Origin of the sequence: Flavobacterium sp. KBS0721, from assembly GCF_002007065.3 — a bacterium.
In the GTDB taxonomy this organism is placed as follows: domain Bacteria; phylum Bacteroidota; class Bacteroidia; order Flavobacteriales; family Flavobacteriaceae; genus Flavobacterium; species Flavobacterium piscis.
Genome location: NZ_CP042170.1, coordinates 59,528 through 83,505, shown reverse-complemented (window position 1 = coordinate 83,505; position 23,978 = coordinate 59,528). Strand labels below are relative to the sequence as shown.

Here is a 23,978-nt window from a genome sequence, read left to right as displayed (position 1 = left end):
GAACCCCGCCACAAAAGGATGTCGCTTCTATCAGGGCTAGGGATGCAGTTTTCATTAGAAGTTTTATCGATTAATATTACAATTTTGTCATCCTGACGAAGGAAGGATCACACTTGTAACTCGTCAAAGATTAGAAATTCGTTTTTATTATAATAACAAACTATTTCAAGATGCCCGCCTTATATGTCGCAATTGCACGATCTCTGGCAAAAGCATGATCTACCATTGGCTCATTATATCCTAAATCAAATTCAGGAATCCATTTACGAATGTAGATACCTTTTTCGTCGAATTTCTTTAGTTGAATTTCCGGATTAAAAACCCTGAAATATGGTGCAGCATCGCAACCTGTTCCTGCTGCCCATTGCCAGTTGCCTACGTTGGATGCCAATTCGAAATCCAGTAATTTTTCGGCAAAATAAGCTTCGCCCCATTGCCAGTTAATAAGTAAATGTTTGCATAAGAAACTGGCGACAACCATACGAACACGATTGTGCATATAACCGGTTTCGTTAAGCTGACGCATTCCTGCATCGACCATTGGGTAACCCGTAGTTCCGGAACACCAGCGCTTAAAATCGTCTTCATTATTGCGCCATTGAATGCCATCATAAGCCGACTTGAAATTGTGATTCACGCAATTAGGGAAATTGAACAGAATCTGGATAAAAAACTCTCTCCAGATTAATTCGCTTAAAAAAGTCTGGTTTTTCTTGTTGGCCCAATTCACTAATTTTCGAATACTAACAGTTCCAAAACGTAAATGTGGAGAAAGATAAGATGTACTGTCTAATGCTGGAAAATCTCTCGTTTCTTTATAATTGCCTATTTGCGTTAAGTTGTGGGGCAATACTTTTATGCTGCTTCTTTCAAAACCAATTTGGGATAATTCAGGAAAGTTAAAATTGTTCTTAGCAAAATTTACGAACAAAGGTTTTGTATCGTATTCAATAGCTTGTCCTGAAAGATGGTATTTTTCCAGCCATTTATTTTTATAAGGCGTATAAATGGTATAAGGAAGTCCATCAGCTTTGGTGATTTCTTTTTCTTCAAAAATCACATGATCTTTGAATGAAAAAGATTCAATGTCATTTTTTCTTAATAATTCCTGAATTGATAAATCACGTGTAATAGCGTATGGTTCGTAATCTTTATTAAAGAATACTTGATGAATGTCAAATTCGGAAACAAGTGATTTCCAAACCTCAAAAGTTTTTCCTTTTTTTATTAAGACTGATGAATCAATTAGTTGAAGTTGTTTGTTTATTGCTTCAAGTGAATCGTAAATAAAACTGACTCTCGCATCATTTTCAGGAAGATTTTCTAAGATATCGTCGTCAAAAATAAATAACGGAATTACCGGAAAATCAGATTGCAGGGCATTGAATAACCCGATATTATCATCAAGACGCAAGTCACGTCGAAACCAGAAAAAAGTAACTTTTTGTTTTGTCATTATAAGAAATGCTATTTTTTGTTCGGGACTAATTCACGATTTTTTTAACCAATCAATTGAATTTAATATTATGATTCGTGAATTCGTGGCGATTTTTTTATCTATGGAATCTGTGGAATAAAATTATTTGAATTGAATAGTTCTTCAATTTTTTTGTGACGATATTCAAAAATAGATTTCAGTTTATTTTTTACCATTATCTTATTGGCGAGTTGGCCTAAGAAACCAAATGGTAGAGCATAATGTACAACATCGGTCATTTTTGTGCCGGTTTCAGTTTTTTCAAAAAAGTGTTTGTGATGCCATAATGTATAAGGCCCAAAACGCTGTTCGTCTACAAAATATTGGTTTTCTGATGAAATTGTTATGATGGTCATCCAATTTATTTTGATGCCCAAAAGTGGTTTTAATGTATAAGTAATCACTTGACCGGGATACATGCGTTTGCCATCAAAATCCTCAATTACGAAACTCATATCGTCAGGTGTTATCTCTTGCAGGTTTTGTGGACTCGAGAAAAAGTCCCAACATTTTTCGATACTGGAGTTTAAGTGTTGTACAGTTTCTAGTTTATATACTTTCATAAAATCGATTATTACGAATGGTTCTTGAGATGCGTTTGCGTTAGGGATTACTTCACTGGTTAATAATTTAAGCGGAGTTCAGTGAACTTCGTTTGAAGTGGAACTCTTTTTGTGTCAGGATTTTTTTTTGCCTGACACAAAAAAGCGGGAAAGGAAAGCCCGATTCGCCGCGGCGAAGAACGCCCAAATAATGTTACATTTTATAATATTTAAAGGGCACGAATAACATCCCGAAACATTCTCCGTGTTCTTTTCCTAAATGTTTGTGATGTATTTTATGCGCTTTTCGGAGGCCAATTAAGTATTTATTTTTGGTGTTTTTGAACCATTTAAAACGCTGATGAATTAAAACATCGTGAATTAAGAAATAGCAAGCTCCGTAAGTGGTGACGCCGCAAGCGATGAAAAATAAATAATTGAATCCGCCCTGAACGCCAAAATAAAAAAGAACAATACTGGGAATGGCGAAAATGACAAAGAAAATATCGTTGCGCTCAAAAGTATCTTCGTATTTGGGTTGATGATGATCTTCGTGAAAATACCACATAAGTCCGTGCATGATGTACTTGTGCGTGAACCAAGTAACACATTCCATGAAGAGAAAAACGCCTAAAAAGATTAAAAAAGAAATCATTTTTTATGTTTTGAGTTATTAAACTTATTGTTCTGGTCGAGTAACGAGGAATCTAACTATTATAGATGTAAAGTTTGATTTAGCAAATGTGGTTGCTTCGTTCATCGCAATGACATACAAGCTGTGAATCTAAACCAGTTTCAACTTGTAAGTTACAAAAGATTGTGCTAAAAGCCCGGCTTTTGTATAATTAGAAACTCTGATTCTGGAACTTCCAATTTCGTAATACGGTGTGTTTTTTAGTTTTTTTAGTAACTTTTTGTAATAGATATAAGCGGTATAAACCCCAAATTGTGCTTCAATAGGCAATTTTACAATTCCCTGATAAGCAATCCTAAAATCTTCTTCGATTTCGTTGATGATCGTGGTTTTGGCATTTTCATCAAAAGAATTTAAATCGACTCCGGGAAAGTAGTTTCGGTTTAAAACCAAATTATCATCTTTAAGATCCCGCAAGAAATTGACTTTCTGAAATGCCGACCCCAAACTCATGGCTTCGTTTTTTAGCTGCTCGTATTTTTGTTCATTTCCTTTTACAAAAACCTTAAGGCACATTAAACCCACAACATCTGCAGAGCCGTAAATATAGTCTTCATACTCAGTTTGGGAGTTGTAGGTGGATTTGATGAGGTCTAGTTTCATGCTTTTAAGGAAAGCCTGCACAAGATCGTCGGTAATATTGTATTCTTTTACGGTATGCTGAAAAGAGTTGAGAATAGGATTTAAGCTAATGCCAAACTCAACGGCTTTGTAATATTCTTTTTCGAAATCATTGATAAGATTTTCTTTGTCGTACTCATGAAATGAATCGACAATTTCGTCAGCAAAACGAACGAATCCGTAAATGCTGTAAATCGCTTCACGAATGCTTGGTGAAAGCATTTTTACCGCTAACGAAAAAGATGTACTGTAGTTTTGGGTGACCAATTTGCTACATTTGAAAGAAACGGTGTCGAATAGTGATTTCATTTTTTAAGATCTAAAAGATTTTTGAATTAACTCGGCTACTAGTTTTCCTGAAATTAAAGCAGGCGGAACACCTGGGCCAGGAACGGTTAATTGTCCTGTAAAATATAAATTACGAACTTTTTTACTTTTTAGTTTTGGTCGTAAAAAAGCCGTTTGCAATAAGGTATTGGCCATTCCGTAAGCATTTCCTTTGTAAGCGTTATAATCGGTTACAAAGTCATTCTTACAAAATGATCTCTTAAAGATAATGTTATTTTTAATTTTTTGTTGTGTAAGCTCCTCAAAACGAGTAATAATTTTTTCGAAGTATTCTTCTCTAAGTGCTTCACTATCATGTATTCCCGGCGCTAACGGAACGAGAAAAAATCCGCTTTCCATTCCTTCCGGTGCTGCAGTCTGATCTGTTTTTGATGGAAAGTTGGCATAAAACAAAGGGGCATCTGGCCATTTTGGCTCATCGTAAATATCTGCTCCATGCTGATTAAAATCGACATCAAAAAATAAAGCGTGATGCGAAATGTTTTCTATTTTCTTGTCAAAACCCACAAAAAATAAAAGTGATGATGGAGCAAAAACGCGGCTTTCCCAATATTTTTCAGAATAGGCGCGGTGTTCGATATCTAATAAAGTTTCGGTATGATGATAATCTGCTCCGCTTAAAATGATATCGGCTTGTATCGTTTTTCCATTAATGACAATTCCTGTTGCAGTTTTGTTTTCGACTATTATTTTTTCGATAGCAGCATTGGTTTCTATTGTAACTCCAAGTTCCAGAGCTAGTTTTTCGATACCGCGAACTACGTCGAACATTCCGGTTTTGGGGTGCCATGTTCCTAAACCAAAATCGGCATAATTCATAAAATTATAAAAAGAGGGTGTTTTGGTTGGTTTTGCTCCTAAAAACAACACGGGAAATTCCAAAATCTGAATCAGTCTTTGGTTTTTGAATTTCTTACGGATATCGTTACTTACGGTGCTAAAAAACTGATTGAGTTTTAAAGTGGTTTCAACAGTGATTAATTCCAGAGGAGAAACTCCGGGACGATATACCAAATCCTTAATTGCAATATCATAATTGCTTTTGGCCTGTTTGATGAAAGTTTCAAGTTCGTGACCGCTTCCTTTTTCTATGCTTTCAAAAGTGGTTTTTATTTCTTCGAGATTATCATAAATGCTAATAAAATCATCTACTCCAAAATAAACCCTGTAAGCTGGATTTAGTTTGATAAGCTCGTAATAATCAGTTGTTTGTTTGTTGAAATCATTAAAAAAACGTTCAAAAACATCTGGCATCCAGTACCAGCTTGGTCCCATGTCAAAGGTGAAACCTTCTTTTTTAAACTGTCTTGCCCTGCCGCCAATAGATTCATTTTTTTCATATATAGTCACCTTGTTCCCTTGTTGTGCCAGGTAACATGAAGCGGCTAAAGCAGAGAAGCCTGATCCTATTATTGCTATTGTTTTTTTCATTTGTTTAACAAATGTACAAAAACTTTAAACAAAATAGATTATAGCATACTAATTGTTTCTTCCATAGAATCAAAAATTCGTATTCTTTCCGGTAGAAGTCCCTGATCAATGCTTTCGACCATATTACCCATAAGCCAAATTTCGTTGTTTTTTTGAAGTAATTTTTGTCCCATAGATTTTACATATTGATTGATAACACTGCGATCCGGCTGCACTGTCATGAAGGATATAAATGTAATATTCTCAAAATGTTTGGTTAAATCCTGAAGGTTTTCAATTGGCATACTTTCGCCCAAATAAATGGTTTTGTAGCCATGGGATAAAATTTCATATTGCAGGTACAACAAACCTATTTGGTGAATTTCGTTTAGCGGTAACGAAAGCACAAAAATTCTATTGGTTTTACTTGGTTTTAATATTTGAAGACTTTCGGTATAGATTAATATTTTTTGTTTGATCAAATGACTCATGAAATGTTCATTTGCAGGAGTTATGGTTTCTGATTGCCATAATAGTCCCAGCTCTTTCAATAAAGGAAGAAAATGATCTTTGAAAACTTCTTTGAATGATTTTTCAGAGATCAGCCAATCGAAAGTATTGAAGAATATTTCCTGATCAAAATTCATCATCGCCATCTTGAATGAAGTTATGGCGTAATTCTGAGAATTTTTCTTCGAAATAATTTCGCGAACCAATTGCGGGATTTTTTCTTCGGGATAGGTGGCAATTTTAGAGATTTTATATCCGTATTCGTGTAATAAAGTAATGTTTAAAAGCTTCTGTAGATTTTGTAGGTTATAGAGTCTAATGTTGGTGTCAGTTCGCATTGGCTCCAGGATGTTGTATCTCTTCTCCCAGATACGAATGGTGTGTGCTTTTATTCCTGATAAGTTTTCGAGGTCTTTTATGCTGAAAACAGTCTTAATATTGTTTATCATTACTGGCTATTTGGTGAACAAAAATAGAATAAAATCTGAAAAAAGATTTAAAACTTCGCTAAAATGATAAATTACGAAAGGTCTACTAATTTATAATGGTTTAATTTGTCTAAGTGCAGGATTGTTTTAGAGTTGTTTTTACTTCTGTTGTACATGGTTTCGAATTTGGCTCCGTAAACAATTTCATTAAAAGTATACGATGTTCTGGCAGCAACCGTATTACTATACATATTATCGAATGTTGTAATGAATACTAATATTTCGCCGTGGACTTTTTTGAAATCATCTTCGGTAAAATGATATAACGGACTGTCTTCTGTAATGGGATGTACCAAAGTCCAGCTCAATGATAGTGCATTGATTTTGTCTAATTCAAGATTCAGGTTGTAGAATTTATTGGTTTGTACGCCATTTTCTTCCAAGCTCATTCCCAGTGTTACTTTTGCTGTTGCATCTGTAAAATTGGTATTTTTAAAAGGTACAAGTCGTATCATTAATCCTTTGCTTTCTCCATAAGGTGTTATTAGGGCATTATCTGCAAATTTTAAAAAAGCTGTTGGTTTACTGAATCTTCCAAAAAATAAACCTGTTGCAATGGCAAAACTTAATAAACCTATTAAAGCTTCGGCTGCTGATAATGCACTTGTTAAAAAACCTGTTGGGCTAATGTGTCCGTAACCTACCGTGGTAAAAGTTTGCGCACTGAAAAAATAGGCCTGACCAAATTGGGTTAAAACACTTTGAGATTGTTCGATTCCGTCCAGATGTTCGATACCAATGACGTAGTAAATAATGGCAAAAATAAAATTGAGCACAATATAAAAAATAAACAAAATCGACATGAATTTCCAGTTGGGCATGTCGATCATGGTATGGTACCAACTAATGCGGCGAAAAAAATGCATGCCCCTTTTTTCGATATTGGGAGTACCGTCCTTGTTTACAAATCTTCCTCCGTAACTGTTTGCATTGGCTCCAAAACCGGAGTTTTTATCGGTTTGTGCTTTGTGATTTATCTTTTTTAAAAGTGCCATTAAAAGTTGGGTTTAAAGGACAAATGTAAGGATAACTTTGAGATGAAATTGGGTCCGGTTTTTTTGAATAAAAAAAGCAATCTGTAAAATTGATATTTACAGATTGCTTTAGTATTGAATGCGTTTGATGCTGTTTTATTTACAAAAAGTAGCTCTGTTTTTTATGGCACTCTGACTGCCTAATTCGATTGCTTTTGTAAAATCCTTGCACGCATTTTTTTTATCGCCCATTTTATTGTAAGCCAATGCTCTTAAGTTGTAAGCAATATAATCTTTTGGGTTTAAACCAAGTGATGAGGTACAATCATCTACGGTTTCTTTAAAGTTGTTTAATTTGTAATTTACATTGGCTCTGCCGGTAAAAGCATCTGCGTTCATGGTGTCCAGTTCGATTGTTTTACTAAAATCTGCCTGTGCGCCTTTTAGATCGTTGAGTTTAAATTTTGCTACACCACGATTTTGGTAAGCTTCGACGAACTTAGAATTCATGCTGATGGCTTTTGTGTAATCAGCAATTGCGCCTTTTGTGTTGCCGGCTTCGGCTTTTTTCATGGCTTTATCAAAATAGGCCGTTGCAGATTGTGCCCACGCAGAGCAGGTGATCATAATAAATGATGCAATTAAAAAGTGTTTCATAAACCAATTTGGGATTAGGTTAGTAGGTTAAATAATTCTGGAAACGAATTTAGTAAAGTTTTGTTTTGTTGGGAAAGTTCTTTTGTGAAATAACTATTATTTAATTTATTCTTTTTGGATAATTTGTTTTTTGTTGTGGTAAAGCATTGGAAATTAGATTTTTATTTCTGTTAGAAAAAGATTATTTAATCTCATTTCTTATTACGAACAAACGGATTGGAATTTAGCCTCCAGATATATCCAATTTGTAAATTTCCTGACGATAAAGCAATGTTGTTAGTGTCATTGCCTGAGAAAGAAGAAAATATAAGGTTATTGATATATGATAGACCAAGAGACCAATTTTCTTTATTATAGCCAACAGATATTCTTGGGAAAAATGTAGGGTAGATTTCTATCTTTTGTTTGCCAAAATCGTTTATTCTTTCAGTACCAAAGTTTACCCCCATAGTTGCTGATCCGCTGGTAAACCATCTTTTGTTAATTGCCCAGGTATAAGCATAACCTCCACTTACTCCGAATTGGAAATTGCGTAATGAATTTTTAGATTTGTGTACAAAAGAGCTGTCAGAACCTATTTTGGTAAAATATACTCCTCCGCCAAGCAAAAAGCTTCCGGCTGATTTTAATTGTCTTTCGTTTTGATTAAAAGCGGCTTTATAGGAGAATTTCTTATTATTAAAAACATATTGGCCAAAAGCGCCATATTGCTGAATATTTAAGTCGGGATATAATTGTGTGTTTTTATCCGATTGATCTGAAGTATAGAAGCCATGATATTTTTGTATAAAAAGGTCTATAATGAACTTTTTCCCGTAATGGTGAATTTGAAAATCAAGTGCTTTGGTTTTTCCTTTTTCATCATCTTTCAGGAAACTCAAACTATGACCATAGCTTAAATCGATTATGGTGTTTTTTATAGCAACTCCAAAACCTAAACTCATTGGTGTATTGGGCATGAAATTTTTAATTTCTCCATCTGTTTCCTTTTCCATCGAAATAAATTTCATCGATAGATAAGTTCTTAGAGAGACTTTATGGTCAAAAGGTTTAATATACGTTGTGTCAATCTGCGCCTCGCAAAAATAAGGAAGGATAAAAAAGAGCAAAAAAGAAAAATATAATTTCATTAGGATGTCAAACGGAAAATAAGGCCTCTTAGTATTTTAGAAAAACCGATTAAAAAGGTTTACAGCGGTTAAAAATAAGACGTAATGAATTGATTTTAGTTACAAAATTTATAATCTAATGTAAATAAAATGTGTTTTAGAGTTATTCTATTTGTTTTTATAAAACGATAATTTTATTTAAAAAGGGAGCCATTTCTTAGTTGAGATTTTATTCTAATTTCTTTTCTGCTATAATTTTTTATGTAAATTTGATTGGTATCTATTTGTGCAACAATGTTGTAATAGATAGATATACTCAGAAAAAGGAATGTTTTTTTCTAAAAATAAACGTTTTAATTAGTAACCCCAATAATAATTAAAAGGAATGAGAAAAAATTTTGCCCTTGCTTTTGGTGCGCTCTATATGTTGTTTTTTACAATTCCGTTTCCAATGCTTATCTATTATAGCGTTAATAGTGAATTTGATGTAACTACGCTGAAAGATAAAAATCCGTGGCTGGCTTTGGCTATAGTTTCGATTTCTATAATTCTTTGGTTGATTGTTTTAATTGGCTATTTCCATAAATGGATTCTTCAGATTTTTATTTCAAAAAGAAATATAGAAAAACTAAAGTCGGGCGGAGTATCGCGCGAAGCAAAAATTTTAAGCGCTGTAAAAACATCTAAGCCAATTGAAAAATTCAATACCTATGAACTTGAATTATCATTTAAAAATCTGGCCGATACAGAAATTACAAGCAAGACCATTATTACGGATGCTAAACCTCATCAACGTCGTTTTGAAGCGGGAAAAAAATTAAGTTTAATACTCGACAGAGATGCCAAAGAGGCTCCGCACTTTATTATTACCAATACCGAAGTGGGTTTAAATATAGCGAGGATAGCATTTATTGTATTAGGCTGGCTGGTATTTGTGGCTCTAGTAATTGGTTATTATATTTATTCGTACCGAATCGAAAGTTATGGTATGGGCTGGCGTTTTATAAGTTTTGGTCATCCGCTGATTTTGTGTCCAATGGTGCTTTTGTTTTTTAGATATCTTTTGAAATTTATTTATAGTAAGCTTACAGTATTAAATGGCAGTTCATCAATGATCAAGTTTAAGGGAATAAAAACCTGGGCTAAACTGGTTAAGGTGAGTCAGACGGGGACTTATATTAATGATCAGCCCGAGATTCTTTTTCAACTCGAGTACACAGATAACAAACATCATGTTCATCGCAATAGTCTGAAAAAAGTAATCAGGCTTCTTGAACTCGATATTACCAAACAGGAAAAAATAGAAATTTTTTATCTGCCGGAAAATCCAAATAAAATTGCTTTTGCAAGCGATTTAAATACTATAGATTAGCAATGAGAAAATTAACTATACTAATAATTTGCTGTCAGCTTTTGTTAAGTTGTGAGCAGGTAACTAAAACTATCGATGAGACCTTTAAGCCGAATGATACTTTAGTTGAAAAGGAAAAAGAAAAAGAAAGTCCTGTGCCTGAAACGACGGTAAACACTCAGATTGATGTTCAGGAAATTATACAAACAGCACTCGAAACACATTCTGTAACCCATACGCATACTGAAGGTAAGAGTGTTGATCTTTTGACTGATACAAAGGAATTAGAAAAAGCGGAAGAGGCTTTGAGAAAATTGCCTCAATATGCCGGAAAAGAAATTTTTATTTATTCGACGCTGTATTTTTATAATGATGGACTCATTAATGTTATGCTTCAGCATCCAACAAATCCCAAATATGTGGATATTTATAATTATAAAGAAGGTCAGTGGTCTGAACCAAAACCTCTTCAGTTATCTGTTAGGGACGAAGTTCAAAAGCGTTTGGTTTCACTTAATAAAATTAAGTTTGTAAATGTTGTCAAAGTAACGGCTACTTACAATGAGAAAGTAAAAGAAATAGAAGGAGCAAAACCTCTTACGAGTGCTTATGTTTCTATTTGGGATAATAAGATGCGCTGGTATCCTTCGAGCATAAATGGGAGTAGGGAAAGATATTCGATACAATTTAATGATGACGGAAGTTTGAAAGCATTTAAGCAGGAGTAAGGCTTTTATGTTGAATATTTATAATTTGCCTGACTTGTTGATGGCATTAAAAAAAGGTAAAACAGATTGTATGTTTTACCTTTTTTAATTCTTTATGCTATTTGATGTGAATTATAAAATCAAACCGATGATTTTTATTTTAAAATCGCCGGCAATAAATAATCGTGAACTATTTTGTCTGCCTGAGCATGTCCGTAAGGTTTATTGAAAGCTTTTGAAGTAATTATTACTACAAGCGGTAAATCTTTAAAAATTATAAATTCGTTTCCGCCATTTCCGGCGCAGTAATAGGTTTCGTAATTTTTACCTTTGTAATTGACTGTTTTATTCCAAAACAAATAACTGTAGAATTGATTGTCTCGCTCAGAAATCTGAATTTGTTTTGTAAAGGTTTTTTCGACCCAATTTACGGGAAGTATTTGTTTGCCATTCCATACACCATTATTTTTATATAACTGTGCATATTTAGCATAATCCAGCGAAGTCATTTGAAGGCTGCCCGCGGTATTTGGTACTTTTTGTGGTGTATATTGCCATTGATAATTGGTAATGTTTAAGGGCTTGAAAAGCTTTTCATCGGCGTATTTTTCTAGTCTGCCCGGAACACTTTTATCCAGAATATCTCCTAAAAGCACTACGCCTGCTGTAAAATAATCCCATTTGGCTCCATTAGTTTTAGTAGGATCAGTAGGCAAGTCCAGCGTAAATTTGACCCAGTTGTCTGTGGGATACATGTTTTCTTCGTTTCCCGGTGACTCGCTATGGGCATCAGATCCTTCAAATGAAGAGCTCATAGTGAGCAGGTCTTTTATTTTTATACTGTCTTTTTTTACGTTATAATTTGCATAGTCTTTTAAGTTATAAAAAGAACTAAGTGGTTGATTTTCATTTTTAATATATCCATCATTTATGGCTACACCCATAAGTGTCGAAGCAAAAGATTTTCCTGCCGAACGAGTGTCGTGCAAGGTATTTCTGGCTGCATCATTAAAATATTCTTCTATCAAAAGTTTACCATCATAAATGGCGACAACGCTTGTTATTTCTTTTAGATTGTATGAAGCAATTTCCTTATTTAGTAATTCAATCTTCTTTTTGTCGAATTGAAAATCAGAAACTTCCCATCCGCTGTTGGGCAATATTGGCTGTATTTCCATTTGTTTAGCAGTCACTTCAGGAGTTTTTATGATCAGTTTAATTTGTCCTTTGGCGATTAAAGTTCCAACTATTGCTTCGGTATTTTTGTTGGTGATAATATAAGGTCTAACTTCAATTCTTAAATTGTGAGTTCCGTTTGTGAGTGCTTTTTCGCCGCCATTAAGTTTAAAACGGTCCCACATGTGCAAAGCCCAAAGATTTTCGGTTTTAGAACTGGTAAGCGGGATTCTTAATATTGTTGAGGTGTTTTTGCTGCTGCCGTATCCAAAATTGCAGCCTGAGTTAATATTGTCTTTATAGATGAATTTGTTATCAATAAAAAAAGAAAACTGAAGATTGCCCATTTCTACAAGTTCTTCCGCTGATAAATTAGGAGCTAATTGATGTAAGTAGTTTGTTATCGAGTTATCCAGAACAATCCTGATATTAAGATTTGATTTGTACGTAAGATTGAATGACTCAAGAAAATCGCTTTTTTTGTATTGATCTAATGGGATATTGCCATCCATAAAAGTAACTTTCCCCAGGTTTGCTTGATGCAGTTCTCCGGTAATTCCTTCGGTTTTAAAAAGATCGGCGTTCTGGCCAAAACCAATAAAGCTGGAAAGGCTGATTGCAAAGAGAAATAATATTCGTATCATATTTTTTGATTGATTTGATTGAGGTGTAAAATTATTCAGCCGCCAGCATTAAAAATTGAACCAGATTAACATTTGCATTATTTCATTAAAAGTAATTTTAAATGTGCAGAAGGATTTAATCCGTTTACCTCTTTGAAGCACCTTGTAAAATGGCTTTGGTCAGAAAATCCACATTCGTAAGCAATTTCAGTTAAGGATTGTTTTTGTAAAGAAAGAAGGGAAAGTGCTTTTTCGACTTTCAATTTTCTCATGTATTCGCTTAAAGTGCAGTGAAAATATTTAGAAAAATCTCTTGACAAGTGAACAGGATGTATTCCGGCTATTTTAGATAAATAATCTAATGAAATTGTGTCTCCAATCTGGTCATGAAGGATTTCATCGATAATCTGTACCCATTTTGGATTTTTGTGTAGTAAAGAATTATTATGTGTGCTTAGTTTTGATAAAATCTCGATCAGTAAAGTTTGGGTTGAAAAATCTACCGCAGTACCTTCAATTTTTGCCGCCCTGAAAACTTTATACATTAAAAACTTGATTTCCGGCTTTGAGATATTAATGCTTCCTTGCAAATTATCATCAGATAGTGCTATAGTGTCAAACCAATGTTTTTCGATTTCGAGATGAAAACCTCTCGTAAATCCGTCAGGTTTTATGTTGTAATGTGGTTCCTGCCAATTATGAAAAAGCAAACTTCCCGGAGTACAATTGTAGACTTCTTTTTTATTTCCCTCTATAACATTGCCTTCAAGAATAAACGTAAAATAAGCATTCTCATGATAATGCCAGTCTACTTTACTATGGGTGTAAACGGTATCTGTCAATGTTATTCCGTCCAGTGCAATGGTTTCATTGGTTTGTCCGTAAAATGTGCCTTTTTGTAGCTGTTTCATAATTAATTGTATTAACTTCTTTTTTCGGGACTGAAATATTTCAATTGAATTAAAACATATTGAATTAAAAAAGGAAAGATTCTCCTTAATTAGAAGAACTTAATTGCAAAAAGTTACAAAAATTGTTGAATTTTAAGTGGGTTCAATTTAGCTAAACAGTCATTTGTTGTGTGGGGGGTAATTATTTATAGCTCAATAAATTGAAACAGGATAGATTGAAGGCGCAAGGTAATAGGAATTGATCGTATAATCAATATTACGCCTGCAATTTCTATTTTAGAAGTCTTTAAGGGATCACCGCTAAATGTTGTGGAGCAGCTTACAAGTGCTGACTGTTTTTTACCGCAGAGAAACAAAGATTTTATCTAATAATGTCTTAACACAGAGTTCGCAAAGCTAAATCAATATACAGCTTTGCGAACTTTGCCTTTTTATAAAAAGCTAAGAGTATAAAAACTTAGCGATCTTTGCCGTAATTTTTTTGCTTCAGAGGTTTTAGGATTGACGTATCAACACTGAATGTTGTGGAGAAACATTAAAAATTTTATATTCCCTAATTATTTTTTAACGCAGAGGACGCAATCCTGATAGCTATCGGGATTCGCAAAGTTCACTAAGATTTAAGTAGTGTTTACACAATCAAAGTCCACAAAGCTTTGTGAACTTTGTGTTTTTTCTAAACTTAGTATATTTAAAAAACTTTGCGTTCTCCGTGGTAATTTTTTCTATATCCACAGCTTTTCGTGTTGATCCTCTTTAAGTTGATTTCAATTCGGCTATTTTCAACCTGAACTAAAATGAAAAAAGGTCAAGTAAATAAATACTTGACCTTTTTGTGACCCGACTGGGGCTCGAACCCAGGACCCCATCATTAAAAGTGATGTGCTCTACCAACTGAGCTATCGAGTCATTCTTTTCTTGAATGCGGGTGCAAATATAGGGAGTTATTTTTTAAATAGCACTACCTTTTTTCAAGTTAATTTAATGTAAATGTATTGTTTTGAATTAATGGATTGAAATAGAGGAAGAAACAAAATAAAATAAAATGTTTTTTAGTGTTTTTAATTTTTTGTTACGTTGCTGGTGTAGGTTTTAAATCATTTATCGAAAGATTTAAAGTTTCCAGGGAAAATTTTAGAGGTTTACTTTTCTGCTTTTTTCACGCAAATTTATTTCTTCTATTGTGCTTTGTATAAAATATTTTAAATCATTCCTTCTTGTTTTTTTAAATCTTTATTTTTTAGACAGCATCTTTAAGTAAGATTATAATAAACTTGACGGAGCTTTACTCCAAACGGATAATTATGTTCAGAATCACAACTCAAAAATTATAAAATAATAGATATTTGAGAACAGCATACATTTTTATAATCAATAAATTAAAAATAGGTTATAGGTGTTTTAGGATTCAAAAAGTCATGCCCTGTGGCTAAAAACTATATTTTTATATTTTGTCCCGATTTTGACTATTTTAAGTGATCTTTTTGATAGTAACAAAAAGATCTATCGATATAACTTTGCGTCTATGATAATGAGAGCAAAAAAAAGATCAATTGGGCTTTATGCCATTTACTTTTTCACAATTTTTTGTGGTGTTTTCTTTATGCTTAAAAGTGAAAATCATCTGCTAGTAAAATCTAATAGTAGTACATATTCACAAAAAACTAATAATCAAATTTCGGCTGGTGTTTTTGATTTGCTCGATATTCAAGAAAGACTTGCAATCGATGATGATTTGAATCAACCACTATTTGATATTAATATAGTATCGGAAGAATGGAGTAGTCATACTTTAAATCTTCATTTTTATTCTACGCAGCCGGCTATTATAGCCGCTCATAACTATTCGTATATCACTTTACCCCGATATATATTATTTCATTCTCTACGAATTCCAAGTTGTTAATTTCTTGCAGACTTCATTTATAAGTTTACAATAACTGGTAAAATTTAACTTTTGCTTTTGCTAAAGAGCAAGTTGCTAAGTTTATTCAAGCGTTAGCGTTTTACGACTAATTTGCCGAATATGCTGTCAAAACCAAAAACTATTATTGGTAGTACTCATTGTAATTTTTATTACTAGTATCAAACTATAAATGAATCGCTTATGAATTAAATATTCGCTTACACATTCATTGTATCTTTTTTAAATTTTTAACAAGATAAATAATACGATAAATCTAATTTTAAATAAAAACAATTATGCACTTAACACCAAGAGAAATTGAGAAGCTCATGTTGCACACAGCAGGAGAACTTGCTCTAAAAAGAAAGGCCAGAGGTCTAAAATTGAATTACCCGGAAGCGGTGGCTTTAATTAGTCATTTTTTACTGGAAGGCGCAAGAGATGGCAAAAGGGTTGCCGAGCTAATGCGCGAAGGAGCTCAGATTCTAACAATAGATGATGTAATGCCGGGAGTCGCTGACATGATTCATGATGTTCAGATTGAAGCCACTTTTCCTGATGGAACCAAGTTAGTAACCGTACATGATCCAATTCGTTAATTCCCAATTATTATGACACCAGGAGAAATTTTTGTAAAAGAAGGTACAATCATCTGCAATGAAGGCAGAGAGACTGTAAAAATAACAGTAACCAATACAGGAGACCGCCCGATTCAGGTAGGTTCTCATTTTCACTTTTTTGAAGTGAATAAAGCGATGAGTTTTAATCGTGAAAAGGCTTTTGGAAAAAGGCTCAACATTGTTGCCAGTACGGCTGTTCGTTTTGAACCGGGAGAGGAAAAAGAAGTAATACTTGTCGCAATTGGCGGAAACAAAAAAGCAATGGGCTTTAATAATCTTGTTGATGGATTGGTAGATTCTGATACTACGAAAAAAGAAAGTTTAGCTAAAGCGAATCAATTAAATTTTAAAAATTCATAACATGAGCTTAAATGTAGACAGAAAGCAATATGCTAATATATTAGGTCCAACTACTGGAGACAGAATAAGATTAGGAGATACTGACATCATCATCGAAATCGAAAAAGATTTTACCCATTATGGCGATGAAGCTGTTTTTGGAGGTGGAAAAACGGTTCGAGACGGGATGGGGCAAAATGTTGAACGTACAAGAGATCAGGATGTCTTAGATCTTTGTATCACCGGAGCAACTATTATTGATCACTGGGGAATTGTAAAGGCAGATATCGGAATCAAAGATGGTAAAATCATAGCTATAGGCAAGGCAGGAAATCCAGACACAATGGATGGAGTATCTCCTAATATGATTATCGGTGCATCTACAGAAGTTCATGGTGGTAAAGGTTACATCGTAACTGCCGGAGGAATAGATACACACATTCATTATATCTGCCCACAACAAATTGAAACTTCTCTTTATAGTGGTATTACAACCATGATTGGCGGAGGCACGGGACCAAATGACGGAACAAACGCAACGACTTGTACGCCGGGTAAATTCAATATTCAGAGAATGTTGGAATCTGCAGAAGAATTTCCTATGAATTTAGGCTTCTTTGGTAAAGGAAATTGCTCAGCAGAAGCACCACTTGAAGAACAAGTTGAAGCAGGAGCCTTAGGTTTAAAAATTCACGAAGACTGGGGAGCTACAACGGGAACAATTGATGCTGCACTTAAAGTAGCGGATAAATATGATGTTCAGGTGGCTATTCATACTGACACTTTAAACGAAGGTGGATTTCTGGAAGACACCATGAAAGCTATCAATGGACGAGTAATTCATACTTTCCATACTGAAGGTGCCGGTGGCGGACATGCACCGGATATTATCAAAGCTGCAATGTATCCAAATGTATTGCCTGCTTCTACAAATCCTACACGTCCTTATACGGTTAATACGATAGATGAACATCTTGATATGCTTATGGTTTGTCACCATTTAAGTAAAAATATCCCTGAAGATGTAGCATTTGCTGATTCCCGCATTCGTCCTGAAACTATTGCTGCCGAAGATATTTTACATGATATGGGAGTATTCAGTATTATGAGTTCTGATTCTCAGGCTATGGGAAGACCCGGAGAAGTAATTACCAGAACATGGCAAACGGCAAGTAAAATGAGAGATCAGCGTGGTCAGTTAGAGGAAGATAAAAATACACAAAATGATAACTTCCGTACAAAACGTTATGTAGCCAAGTACACTATTAATCCTGCTATTGCTCACGGTATTTCTAACTATGTTGGATCTATTGAGCCAGGTAAAATAGCTGACTTAGTGATCTGGAAACCAGCATTATTTGGTGTTAAACCTGAAATGATTGTAAAAGGAGGTTTTGTAATTGCTGCAAAAATGGGCGATCCAAATGCGTCTATCCCTACGCCGCAACCTGTGATTTACAGAAATATGTTTGGAGCTTATGGTCGTGCTAAATTCACCACTTGTGCAACTTTTGTTTCTCAGGCTTCGATTGATAATGGATCTATTGCTGATTACAAGCTGGAAAAAATGATTCTTCCTGTAAAAAATTGCAGAAACATCTCTAAAAAAGATCTTATCCATAATGATAAAACACCGGTAATTGAAGTAAATGCTGAAAACTATCATGTAACGGTAGATGGTGTACATGTTACTTGTGAGCCGGCAGAAACGCTTCCGTTGACTCAATTGTATTATTTATTTTAATAGTAGTAAAAATTTAAGACCTAACAGATTTTTAAAAATTGTTAGGTCTTATTTAAAAATAAAAAACGATGACCATCAGTGAAACTTTAGGGACTATTTCGAATAGTACAATTAACGGGCGATCAATAGATTATCTCGACTTAGAATGGTTCGAATCGACAAAGAGGATTCAACGTAAAAAAACACGTCAGGGAGAAGATATTGCCATTAAATTCCTTAGAGAAGGACAACGCCTTCGAGAAGGAGATATTCTTTTTGAAAATGAAGAGAAAATAATTGCGGTCAATATTCTGGAAACAGAAACTATTGTTATTTCTCCGTCTTCAATGCTCGAAATGGGAACAGTGTGTTATGAAATTGGAAACAAACATATTCCGCTTTTTATACAAGAAGACAAAGTGTTGCTGCCTTTTGAAATGCCAATGTTCAGATGGCTGGAAGTGAGCGGTTTTAAACCCGAAAAACAATCCGTGAAATTACTGAATTTGTTAAAATCGAATGTAGAACCCCATGGACATGGAAGTTTGGGTTCAACAATTTTTACTAAAATCCTAAAAATGGCAGCTCCAAAAGATGAATAATATAAAATTTTTAGCCAGCCTTTTGCATATTTCAGATCCTACATTGCCTATTGGAGGATATTCTCATTCTAACGGACTTGAAACGTTTATACAAAATAAAATTGTACACAACGCAGCAACTGCGCAGGAGTTTGTAGAAAATATGCTGAAGTATAATCTCAAGTACAACGACGGTGCTTTTGTAAAATTGGCCTACGAAGCTGCTGCATCTAATGATTTAAAAGCCATTTTAGATCTGGATCAGGAATGTAACGCTTTAAAGTGCCCAAGAGAAATTCGTCAGGCAAGTCAGAAACTGGGATTGCGTTTGATCAAAATCTTCAAAAGACACGAGAATTTTCAGTTGATGGAAGCTTATGAAGAAGCGGTTCGAAATGGTGATGCAAATTCTCATTATTCTATTGTTTTTGGAATGTATTGCTGCCTGTTAAAAATCCCTTTGCAAGAAGCTCTTTTTGGATTTTACTACACTTCTACTGCCGGAATGATTACCAATGCTGTAAAATTAGTACCACTGGGACAATTGGATGGACAGGATATTTTATTCCGTCTGTATCCGACAATGGAAAAAACGGCTCAGGAAACCATAACATTAGAACGAGAGTATGTAGGGCTATGCAATACCTCTTTTGACATTCGTTGCATGCAGCACGAAAGACTGTATTCAAGACTATACATGTCTTAATTAAAAATGAAAAATAATTTATAAAAAAATGAAAAATAGAAAATATATAAAAGTAGGAGTTGCCGGACCTGTAGGTTCTGGAAAAACTGCTTTATTAGAACGATTGAGCAGACACTTATACGGAACATATGATCTTGGCGTAATTACAAATGATATCTATACGAAAGAAGATGCAGAATTTATGGCCAAAAACAGTCTTTTGCCTCATGAACGCATAATTGGAGTAGAAACAGGAGGATGTCCTCACACCGCTATTCGCGAGGATGCAAGTATGAATCTTGAAGCAGTAGATGAATTGGCAAACCGCTTTTCAGATATTGAACTGATTTTTATCGAAAGTGGCGGAGATAATCTGTCAGCAACTTTTAGCCCGGATCTTGCTGATGTGACCATTTTTATAATTGATGTTGCCGAAGGTGAAAAAATTCCAAGAAAAGGAGGACCAGGTATCACAAGATCAGATTTACTGGTGATCAATAAAATCGATTTGGCTCCTTATGTGGGTGCAAGCCTTGAGGTGATGGAAAATGACGCAAGGAGAATGAGAAAAGGAGCTCCTTTTATATTTTCAAATCTTAAAACAGATGTTGGTGTGTCGGAAATTATAGGCTGGATTAAAAAATATGCTTTACTGGAAGATTGTGAAGAACCGAATTTAGTAAGATAATGACCAGTCGCTTACATATTATAGCAGGTTATAAACAAGGAAGTTCCTATGTAAAAGACCTCTATGTATCTCCTCCCTTTCGTGTAGTATCAGTAGGACAACGCAAAACCGACAATAAGCTTTATCAAATTGTAATGAGTACCTCACCGGGAATTTTATGCGGTGACCGTTACCAATTGGATATTGATTTAGAAAAAGGAGCCGCATTGCAACTACAGTCACAATCATATCAAAGATTATTTAATATGAAAAATGACGCTGTGCAAAAGCTTACTATCTCGATGGAGGATGATACTTCTTTTGCTTATGTCCCACATCCGGTAGTTCCTCATGAAAATTCTGATTTCAAAAGTAAAGCCGAAATCCGTATTGGTACAAACAGTCAGGTAATCATCAGTGAGATTATCACCTGTGGAAGAAAGCATTATGGTGAGCTTTTTAAATTGAGACGTTTTCAGAATCTTACAGAGATTTATCACAAAAACAAATTGGTTGTAAAGGACAATGTACTTATCCAACCTGACCTGATTCCGATAAACGGCATAGGAAATCTGGAAGAATTTACGCATCAGGGAACTCTTATCTTTTATAGTACGAAAGAAAATGTGGATAAAAATCTCTTAGTAGAAACTATCTATTCTATTATAGAATCTCAAAGTGAGATGGAAATCGGCATTTCGGCAATGGAAGATAACGGATTCGTTATTAGAACACTGGGAAATGGTGGTGAAGTAATGTATAATTTTTTCCTCAAGGTTCAGGAAATCCTTTGGGAATTAGAATAAAAATAAGTTATGAATAGTACTATTTGGGCATTAATACTGAGTGCTGTATCTATAAGTTTTATACATACCGCATCAGGACCAGACCATTATTTGCCATTTATTGTTTTGTCGAAATCTAAACAATGGAGCAAAAGCAAAACAATTCTACTTACAATTGTCTGTGGTTTTGGCCACGTTTTTAGTTCTTTGGTTCTAGGAACTATCGGGGTTTTTATGGGATGGCAGCTTAATAAATTTTCATGGTTTCAGGAAATCAGAGGCAACATTTCGGGTTGGGCATTGCTTCTTTTTGGCGTAATCTATCTCCTATATGGCGTGATTCAGACCATAAAAAATAAACCTCACAAACATTTTGATGTACTGGGAGGTGATGTTTATGTTTATGAACACAATCACGGCGAAGTCGTTATGCCTCAAAGCCGAATAAAAGTAACACCCTTTGTGCTGTTCATGATTTTTGTGATGGGACCAAGTGAACCACTTACACCACTTCTTTTTTATTCGGGATTAAATCGTTCCGTGACCGAAATTGTTGCACTAGTAGTACCATTTGCACTTACAACTGTCGCAACGATGCTGGGCATGGTTTTACTTGGACGATACGGATATTCAACTTTTTTCAAGACCGACAAACTAGAACGCTATATGAGTGTTGTAAGTGGTGCTGTAGTCACTATATGCGGCATTGGAATGGTCTTTTTAGGATGGTAAAATCAAAACAAAAAACAATTCAAAATGGATAAAATTTTCACAAAAATTCCTTTTATCGATAATGTATTAAAGGGAATAGGGCAAATTATGCTTCAGGAAAACAGATGGACAGGAATCTTATTTCTTATTGGTATTTTTTTAGGAAGCTGGCAAGGGGGTGTTGCTATTTTGTTGTCTACAAGTGCTGGAACATTTACAGCGATGAAACTGGATTATGACAAATCCGAAATTAATGCCGGATTATATGGTTTTAGTGCAGCTTTGGTGGGAGTGGCTTTGTCTTTTTTCTTTCAGACTACAATATTAATTTGGATTCTTATTGTTTTAGGTGGCGCACTGGCAAGTATAATTCAGCATTTTTTTATTAGCAAAAAAATTCCGGCGTTTACATTTCCATTCATTGTTATTATTTGGGTATGTGTTTTTGTATTGCATCACTTTACAGATATCCCACCTTCGGAAATGATTAGCGCAAAACCGGAAAATGTTGCCTATAGCGAATTTATAACACCCATAAATGGCTTTGGGAAGGTCATTTTTCAAGGAGGATTATTATCTGGAGTTATTTTCTTTATCGCAATTTTTATCAGTTCTCCCGCAGCAGCTTTGTATGGCCTTGTAGGATCTTTATTGGGAGCTTATTTTTCATATATGGATGGCGAATCAATTGAAGGTATTCATATGGGATTATTCGGTTTTAACGCGGTACTTTCTGCTATTGTTTTTTCAGGTTTCAAAAAAACAGACGGGTTGTGGGTATTAATCGCAGTCTTGATTACAGTTGCTATTGATGACTTCCTGATTGATCATAACATCCTGACTGAGGTAGGCGGAGTATTGACTTTTCCGTTTGTGGTAGGAACGTGTATTACACTGCTTATTCAGAGATTTTTTATTACTAAAAAACAAAACTAAAATCATCCTCTTTACAACATCATTAAATTCAAAATAATCATGCATTTCTTGCTTTGATAGCAGAATGCATCAGCTAAAAATTACTCAAATTATTAAAATAAATAAACAAAATGGCATCAAATAAAATAAACTCATTACTATCAAGAAATACCGAGAATGCTCCAAAAAATATCGGACCATATTCACAAACTGTAGCGTTTTCACATTATAATAATCTATCAGCTCAATTACCAATCGACCCAAAATCTGGTAAGATAGTAGCTGGCGGTATAAAAGAACAGACCAAACAATGCTTTAAAAATATCAAGGCCATTTTAGAGAGCATCGATCATGTTATGAATGATGTCGTTAGAATCACTGTATTCGTAAAAAACATTAAGGATTTTGATACTGTAGACGAAGTTTATAAAACATTCTTCCCTACTTATGTTCCAACACGAACTACAGTTGCAGTTGCTGCTTTACCTTTGAATGCTTTAGTGCAAATTGAAGCACTTGTTTCAAATGGCGAGGGTACAATTCCTAATGCACCACAGGCAGGAAATCTTATAAAACTTATCAATAACACGGCAAGTGCACCTTTGAGTAATTTGTCTGCACAAACAGTATCATTCTCTCATTATAATAATCTTTCAGCTCAATTACCAATCGATCCAAAAACGGGCAGATTGATAACAGGAGGTGTAAAAGAGCAAGCTCAACAATGTTTAAAAAATATCAAAGCAATTTTAAACAGTATTGATGTTCCTTTTGATGATATTGTTAAGATTAACATCTTTCTTAAAAACCTGTCAGACATTGAAGCTGTAGATGAGGTTTATGCAACGTTTTTTCCTGATTCTGCTATTGCAAGGGCTGTAGCTTATGTTCCTGCAAGAACAATCGTGGCCGTTTCGGATTTATCTATGCATGCTTTGGTGCAAATTGAAGCAGTAGTATCACACGGAGACGGAACACCTCCTCAAGCTATCGAAGACAGACATGGAATTGTCATCAACGCAAACAATACTGAAAATGCGCCAAAAAATTCTCTTTCTACGCAAACCGTAGCATTCTCTCATTATAATCACATTTCAGCTCAATTGCCAATCGACCCAAAAACGGGTAAAATGATAGCCGGAGGTGTAAAAGAGCAGGCAGAACAATGTTTAAAAAACATCAAAGCAATTTTAGAAAGTATTTCACATGGTATGGAAGATGTAGTTAAGGTTAATATCTTCCTTAAAAATATCACAGATAGCGAACTTGTAGATGAGGTTTATACAACATTTTTCCCAGGGGGTATTCCTGCAAGAAGAACAGTTGGCGTGTCAGCATTACAAAACGATGCATTAATCCAAATTGATGTAGTGGTATCAAATGCAGAAGGAACACCTCTAAAAGCGTAACATTCAACTCAAAATATAATTTATAAAAGGGCGATAATG

The 23,978-nt window shown here is 34.5% G+C and carries 24 protein-coding genes and 1 tRNA gene; 13 read left to right on the top strand and 12 right to left on the bottom strand.

Translation table 11 applies throughout. The annotated features are described in order from the left end of the window. Positions 1–160: 160 nt before the first annotated feature. The 9 genes from B0M43_RS00415 to B0M43_RS00375 form a co-directional block, all read right to left on the bottom strand. The gene (locus B0M43_RS00415; protein ID WP_078005801.1) at positions 161–1,456 is read right to left on the bottom strand and encodes a deoxyribodipyrimidine photo-lyase; all 1,296 of its coding nucleotides are present in this window, start codon (positions 1,454–1,456) and stop codon (positions 161–163) included. Positions 1,457–1,557: 101 nt separating this feature from the next. Beyond that, complete coding sequence (locus B0M43_RS00410) at positions 1,558–2,040, bottom strand: SRPBCC family protein (RefSeq protein ID WP_078005800.1); 483 nt, start codon at positions 2,038–2,040, stop codon at positions 1,558–1,560. 193 nt (positions 2,041–2,233) lie between these two features. Beyond that, positions 2,234–2,674 carry a sterol desaturase family protein gene (locus tag B0M43_RS00405; protein WP_065451125.1) on the bottom strand — a complete coding sequence of 147 codons (441 nt, stop codon included), beginning with the start codon at positions 2,672–2,674 and terminating at the stop codon, positions 2,234–2,236. 129 nt (positions 2,675–2,803) lie between these two features. Then, a complete protein-coding gene (locus B0M43_RS00400) occupies positions 2,804–3,643 on the bottom strand; it encodes a phytoene/squalene synthase family protein (RefSeq protein WP_078005799.1) in 840 nt (279 codons plus the stop codon). 3 nt (positions 3,644–3,646) lie between these two features. Then, positions 3,647–5,113, bottom strand: a complete 1,467-nt coding sequence (locus B0M43_RS00395) for an NAD(P)/FAD-dependent oxidoreductase (RefSeq protein WP_078005798.1) — start codon at positions 5,111–5,113, stop codon at positions 3,647–3,649. 38 nt (positions 5,114–5,151) lie between these two features. Next, on the bottom strand, positions 5,152–6,051 hold the full coding sequence (locus B0M43_RS00390; protein ID WP_078005797.1) for a MerR family transcriptional regulator: 900 nt from the start codon (positions 6,049–6,051) through the stop codon (positions 5,152–5,154). Between the two features lie 71 nt (positions 6,052–6,122). Next, positions 6,123–7,085: an ion channel gene (locus tag B0M43_RS00385; RefSeq protein WP_078005796.1), complete on the bottom strand. Its 963-nt coding sequence runs from the start codon at positions 7,083–7,085 to the stop codon at positions 6,123–6,125. A 135-nt stretch (positions 7,086–7,220) separates the two neighbouring features. Beyond that, positions 7,221–7,721, bottom strand: coding sequence for a tetratricopeptide repeat protein (locus B0M43_RS00380; RefSeq protein ID WP_246860181.1), 501 nt, complete (start codon positions 7,719–7,721; stop codon positions 7,221–7,223). A gap of 191 nt (positions 7,722–7,912) precedes the next feature. Then, entirely contained in the window at positions 7,913–8,851 is a 939-nt protein-coding gene (locus B0M43_RS00375; RefSeq protein ID WP_078005795.1) for a DUF4421 family protein, read from the bottom strand. Positions 8,852–9,215: 364 nt separating this feature from the next. Between B0M43_RS00375 and B0M43_RS00370 the strand changes: the two genes are divergently transcribed. Beyond that, the gene (locus tag B0M43_RS00370) at positions 9,216–10,202 is read left to right on the top strand and encodes a hypothetical protein (RefSeq protein ID WP_078005794.1); all 987 of its coding nucleotides are present in this window, start codon (positions 9,216–9,218) and stop codon (positions 10,200–10,202) included. A 2-nt stretch (positions 10,203–10,204) separates the two neighbouring features. Further along, on the top strand, positions 10,205–10,909 hold the full coding sequence (locus B0M43_RS00365) for a hypothetical protein (protein ID WP_078005793.1): 705 nt from the start codon (positions 10,205–10,207) through the stop codon (positions 10,907–10,909). Positions 10,910–11,043: 134 nt separating this feature from the next. Here the strand turns inward: B0M43_RS00365 and B0M43_RS00360 are convergent, their stop codons facing one another. The 3 genes from B0M43_RS00360 to B0M43_RS00350 all read right to left on the bottom strand — a co-directional run bounded on the left by B0M43_RS00360 (position 11,044) and on the right by B0M43_RS00350 (position 14,507). Then, on the bottom strand, positions 11,044–12,708 hold the full coding sequence (locus tag B0M43_RS00360) for a serine hydrolase (protein ID WP_078005792.1): 1,665 nt from the start codon (positions 12,706–12,708) through the stop codon (positions 11,044–11,046). A gap of 77 nt (positions 12,709–12,785) precedes the next feature. Then, on the bottom strand, positions 12,786–13,598 hold the full coding sequence (locus B0M43_RS00355; protein ID WP_078005791.1) for a helix-turn-helix domain-containing protein: 813 nt from the start codon (positions 13,596–13,598) through the stop codon (positions 12,786–12,788). A gap of 836 nt (positions 13,599–14,434) precedes the next feature. Next, a tRNA-Lys gene (locus tag B0M43_RS00350) sits at positions 14,435–14,507 on the bottom strand. A 616-nt stretch (positions 14,508–15,123) separates the two neighbouring features. Here B0M43_RS00350 and B0M43_RS00345 point away from each other — a divergent pair. The 11 genes from B0M43_RS00345 (at position 15,124) to B0M43_RS00295 (ending at position 23,939) form a co-directional block, all read left to right on the top strand. After that, positions 15,124–15,504 carry a hypothetical protein gene (locus tag B0M43_RS00345; protein WP_078005790.1) on the top strand — a complete coding sequence of 127 codons (381 nt, stop codon included), beginning with the start codon at positions 15,124–15,126 and terminating at the stop codon, positions 15,502–15,504. Positions 15,505–15,800: 296 nt separating this feature from the next. Continuing rightward, entirely contained in the window at positions 15,801–16,103 is a 303-nt protein-coding gene (gene ureA, locus B0M43_RS24700; RefSeq protein ID WP_078005789.1) for an urease subunit gamma, read from the top strand. Between the two features lie 12 nt (positions 16,104–16,115). Continuing rightward, positions 16,116–16,484, top strand: coding sequence for an urease subunit beta (gene ureB, locus B0M43_RS24695; protein WP_078005788.1), 369 nt, complete (start codon positions 16,116–16,118; stop codon positions 16,482–16,484). 1 nt (position 16,485) lies between these two features. After that, complete coding sequence (gene ureC, locus B0M43_RS00330; protein ID WP_065451139.1) at positions 16,486–18,207, top strand: urease subunit alpha; 1,722 nt, start codon at positions 16,486–16,488, stop codon at positions 18,205–18,207. A gap of 68 nt (positions 18,208–18,275) precedes the next feature. Further along, positions 18,276–18,788: an urease accessory protein UreE gene (gene ureE / locus B0M43_RS00325; protein ID WP_078005787.1), complete on the top strand. Its 513-nt coding sequence runs from the start codon at positions 18,276–18,278 to the stop codon at positions 18,786–18,788. After that, positions 18,781–19,473 (top strand): urease accessory protein UreF, encoded by a 693-nt coding sequence (locus B0M43_RS00320; RefSeq protein WP_078005786.1) that lies wholly within the window; start codon positions 18,781–18,783, stop codon positions 19,471–19,473. Before ureE ends, B0M43_RS00320 begins: the two co-directional genes overlap by 8 nt. Positions 19,474–19,501: 28 nt before the next feature. Then, a complete protein-coding gene (gene ureG, locus B0M43_RS00315) occupies positions 19,502–20,140 on the top strand; it encodes an urease accessory protein UreG (RefSeq protein ID WP_065451142.1) in 639 nt (212 codons plus the stop codon). Beyond that, a complete protein-coding gene (locus B0M43_RS00310) occupies positions 20,140–20,925 on the top strand; it encodes an urease accessory protein UreD (protein ID WP_078005785.1) in 786 nt (261 codons plus the stop codon). The genes ureG and B0M43_RS00310 overlap by 1 nt, the downstream gene beginning before the upstream one ends. Positions 20,926–20,934: 9 nt before the next feature. Continuing rightward, positions 20,935–21,636: a hypothetical protein gene (locus B0M43_RS00305; RefSeq protein WP_078005784.1), complete on the top strand. Its 702-nt coding sequence runs from the start codon at positions 20,935–20,937 to the stop codon at positions 21,634–21,636. Positions 21,637–21,660: 24 nt separating this feature from the next. After that, complete coding sequence (locus B0M43_RS00300; protein WP_078005783.1) at positions 21,661–22,551, top strand: urea transporter; 891 nt, start codon at positions 21,661–21,663, stop codon at positions 22,549–22,551. 110 nt (positions 22,552–22,661) lie between these two features. Next, positions 22,662–23,939 (top strand): RidA family protein, encoded by a 1,278-nt coding sequence (locus B0M43_RS00295; RefSeq protein ID WP_078005782.1) that lies wholly within the window; start codon positions 22,662–22,664, stop codon positions 23,937–23,939. Positions 23,940–23,978: the final 39 nt, after the last annotated feature.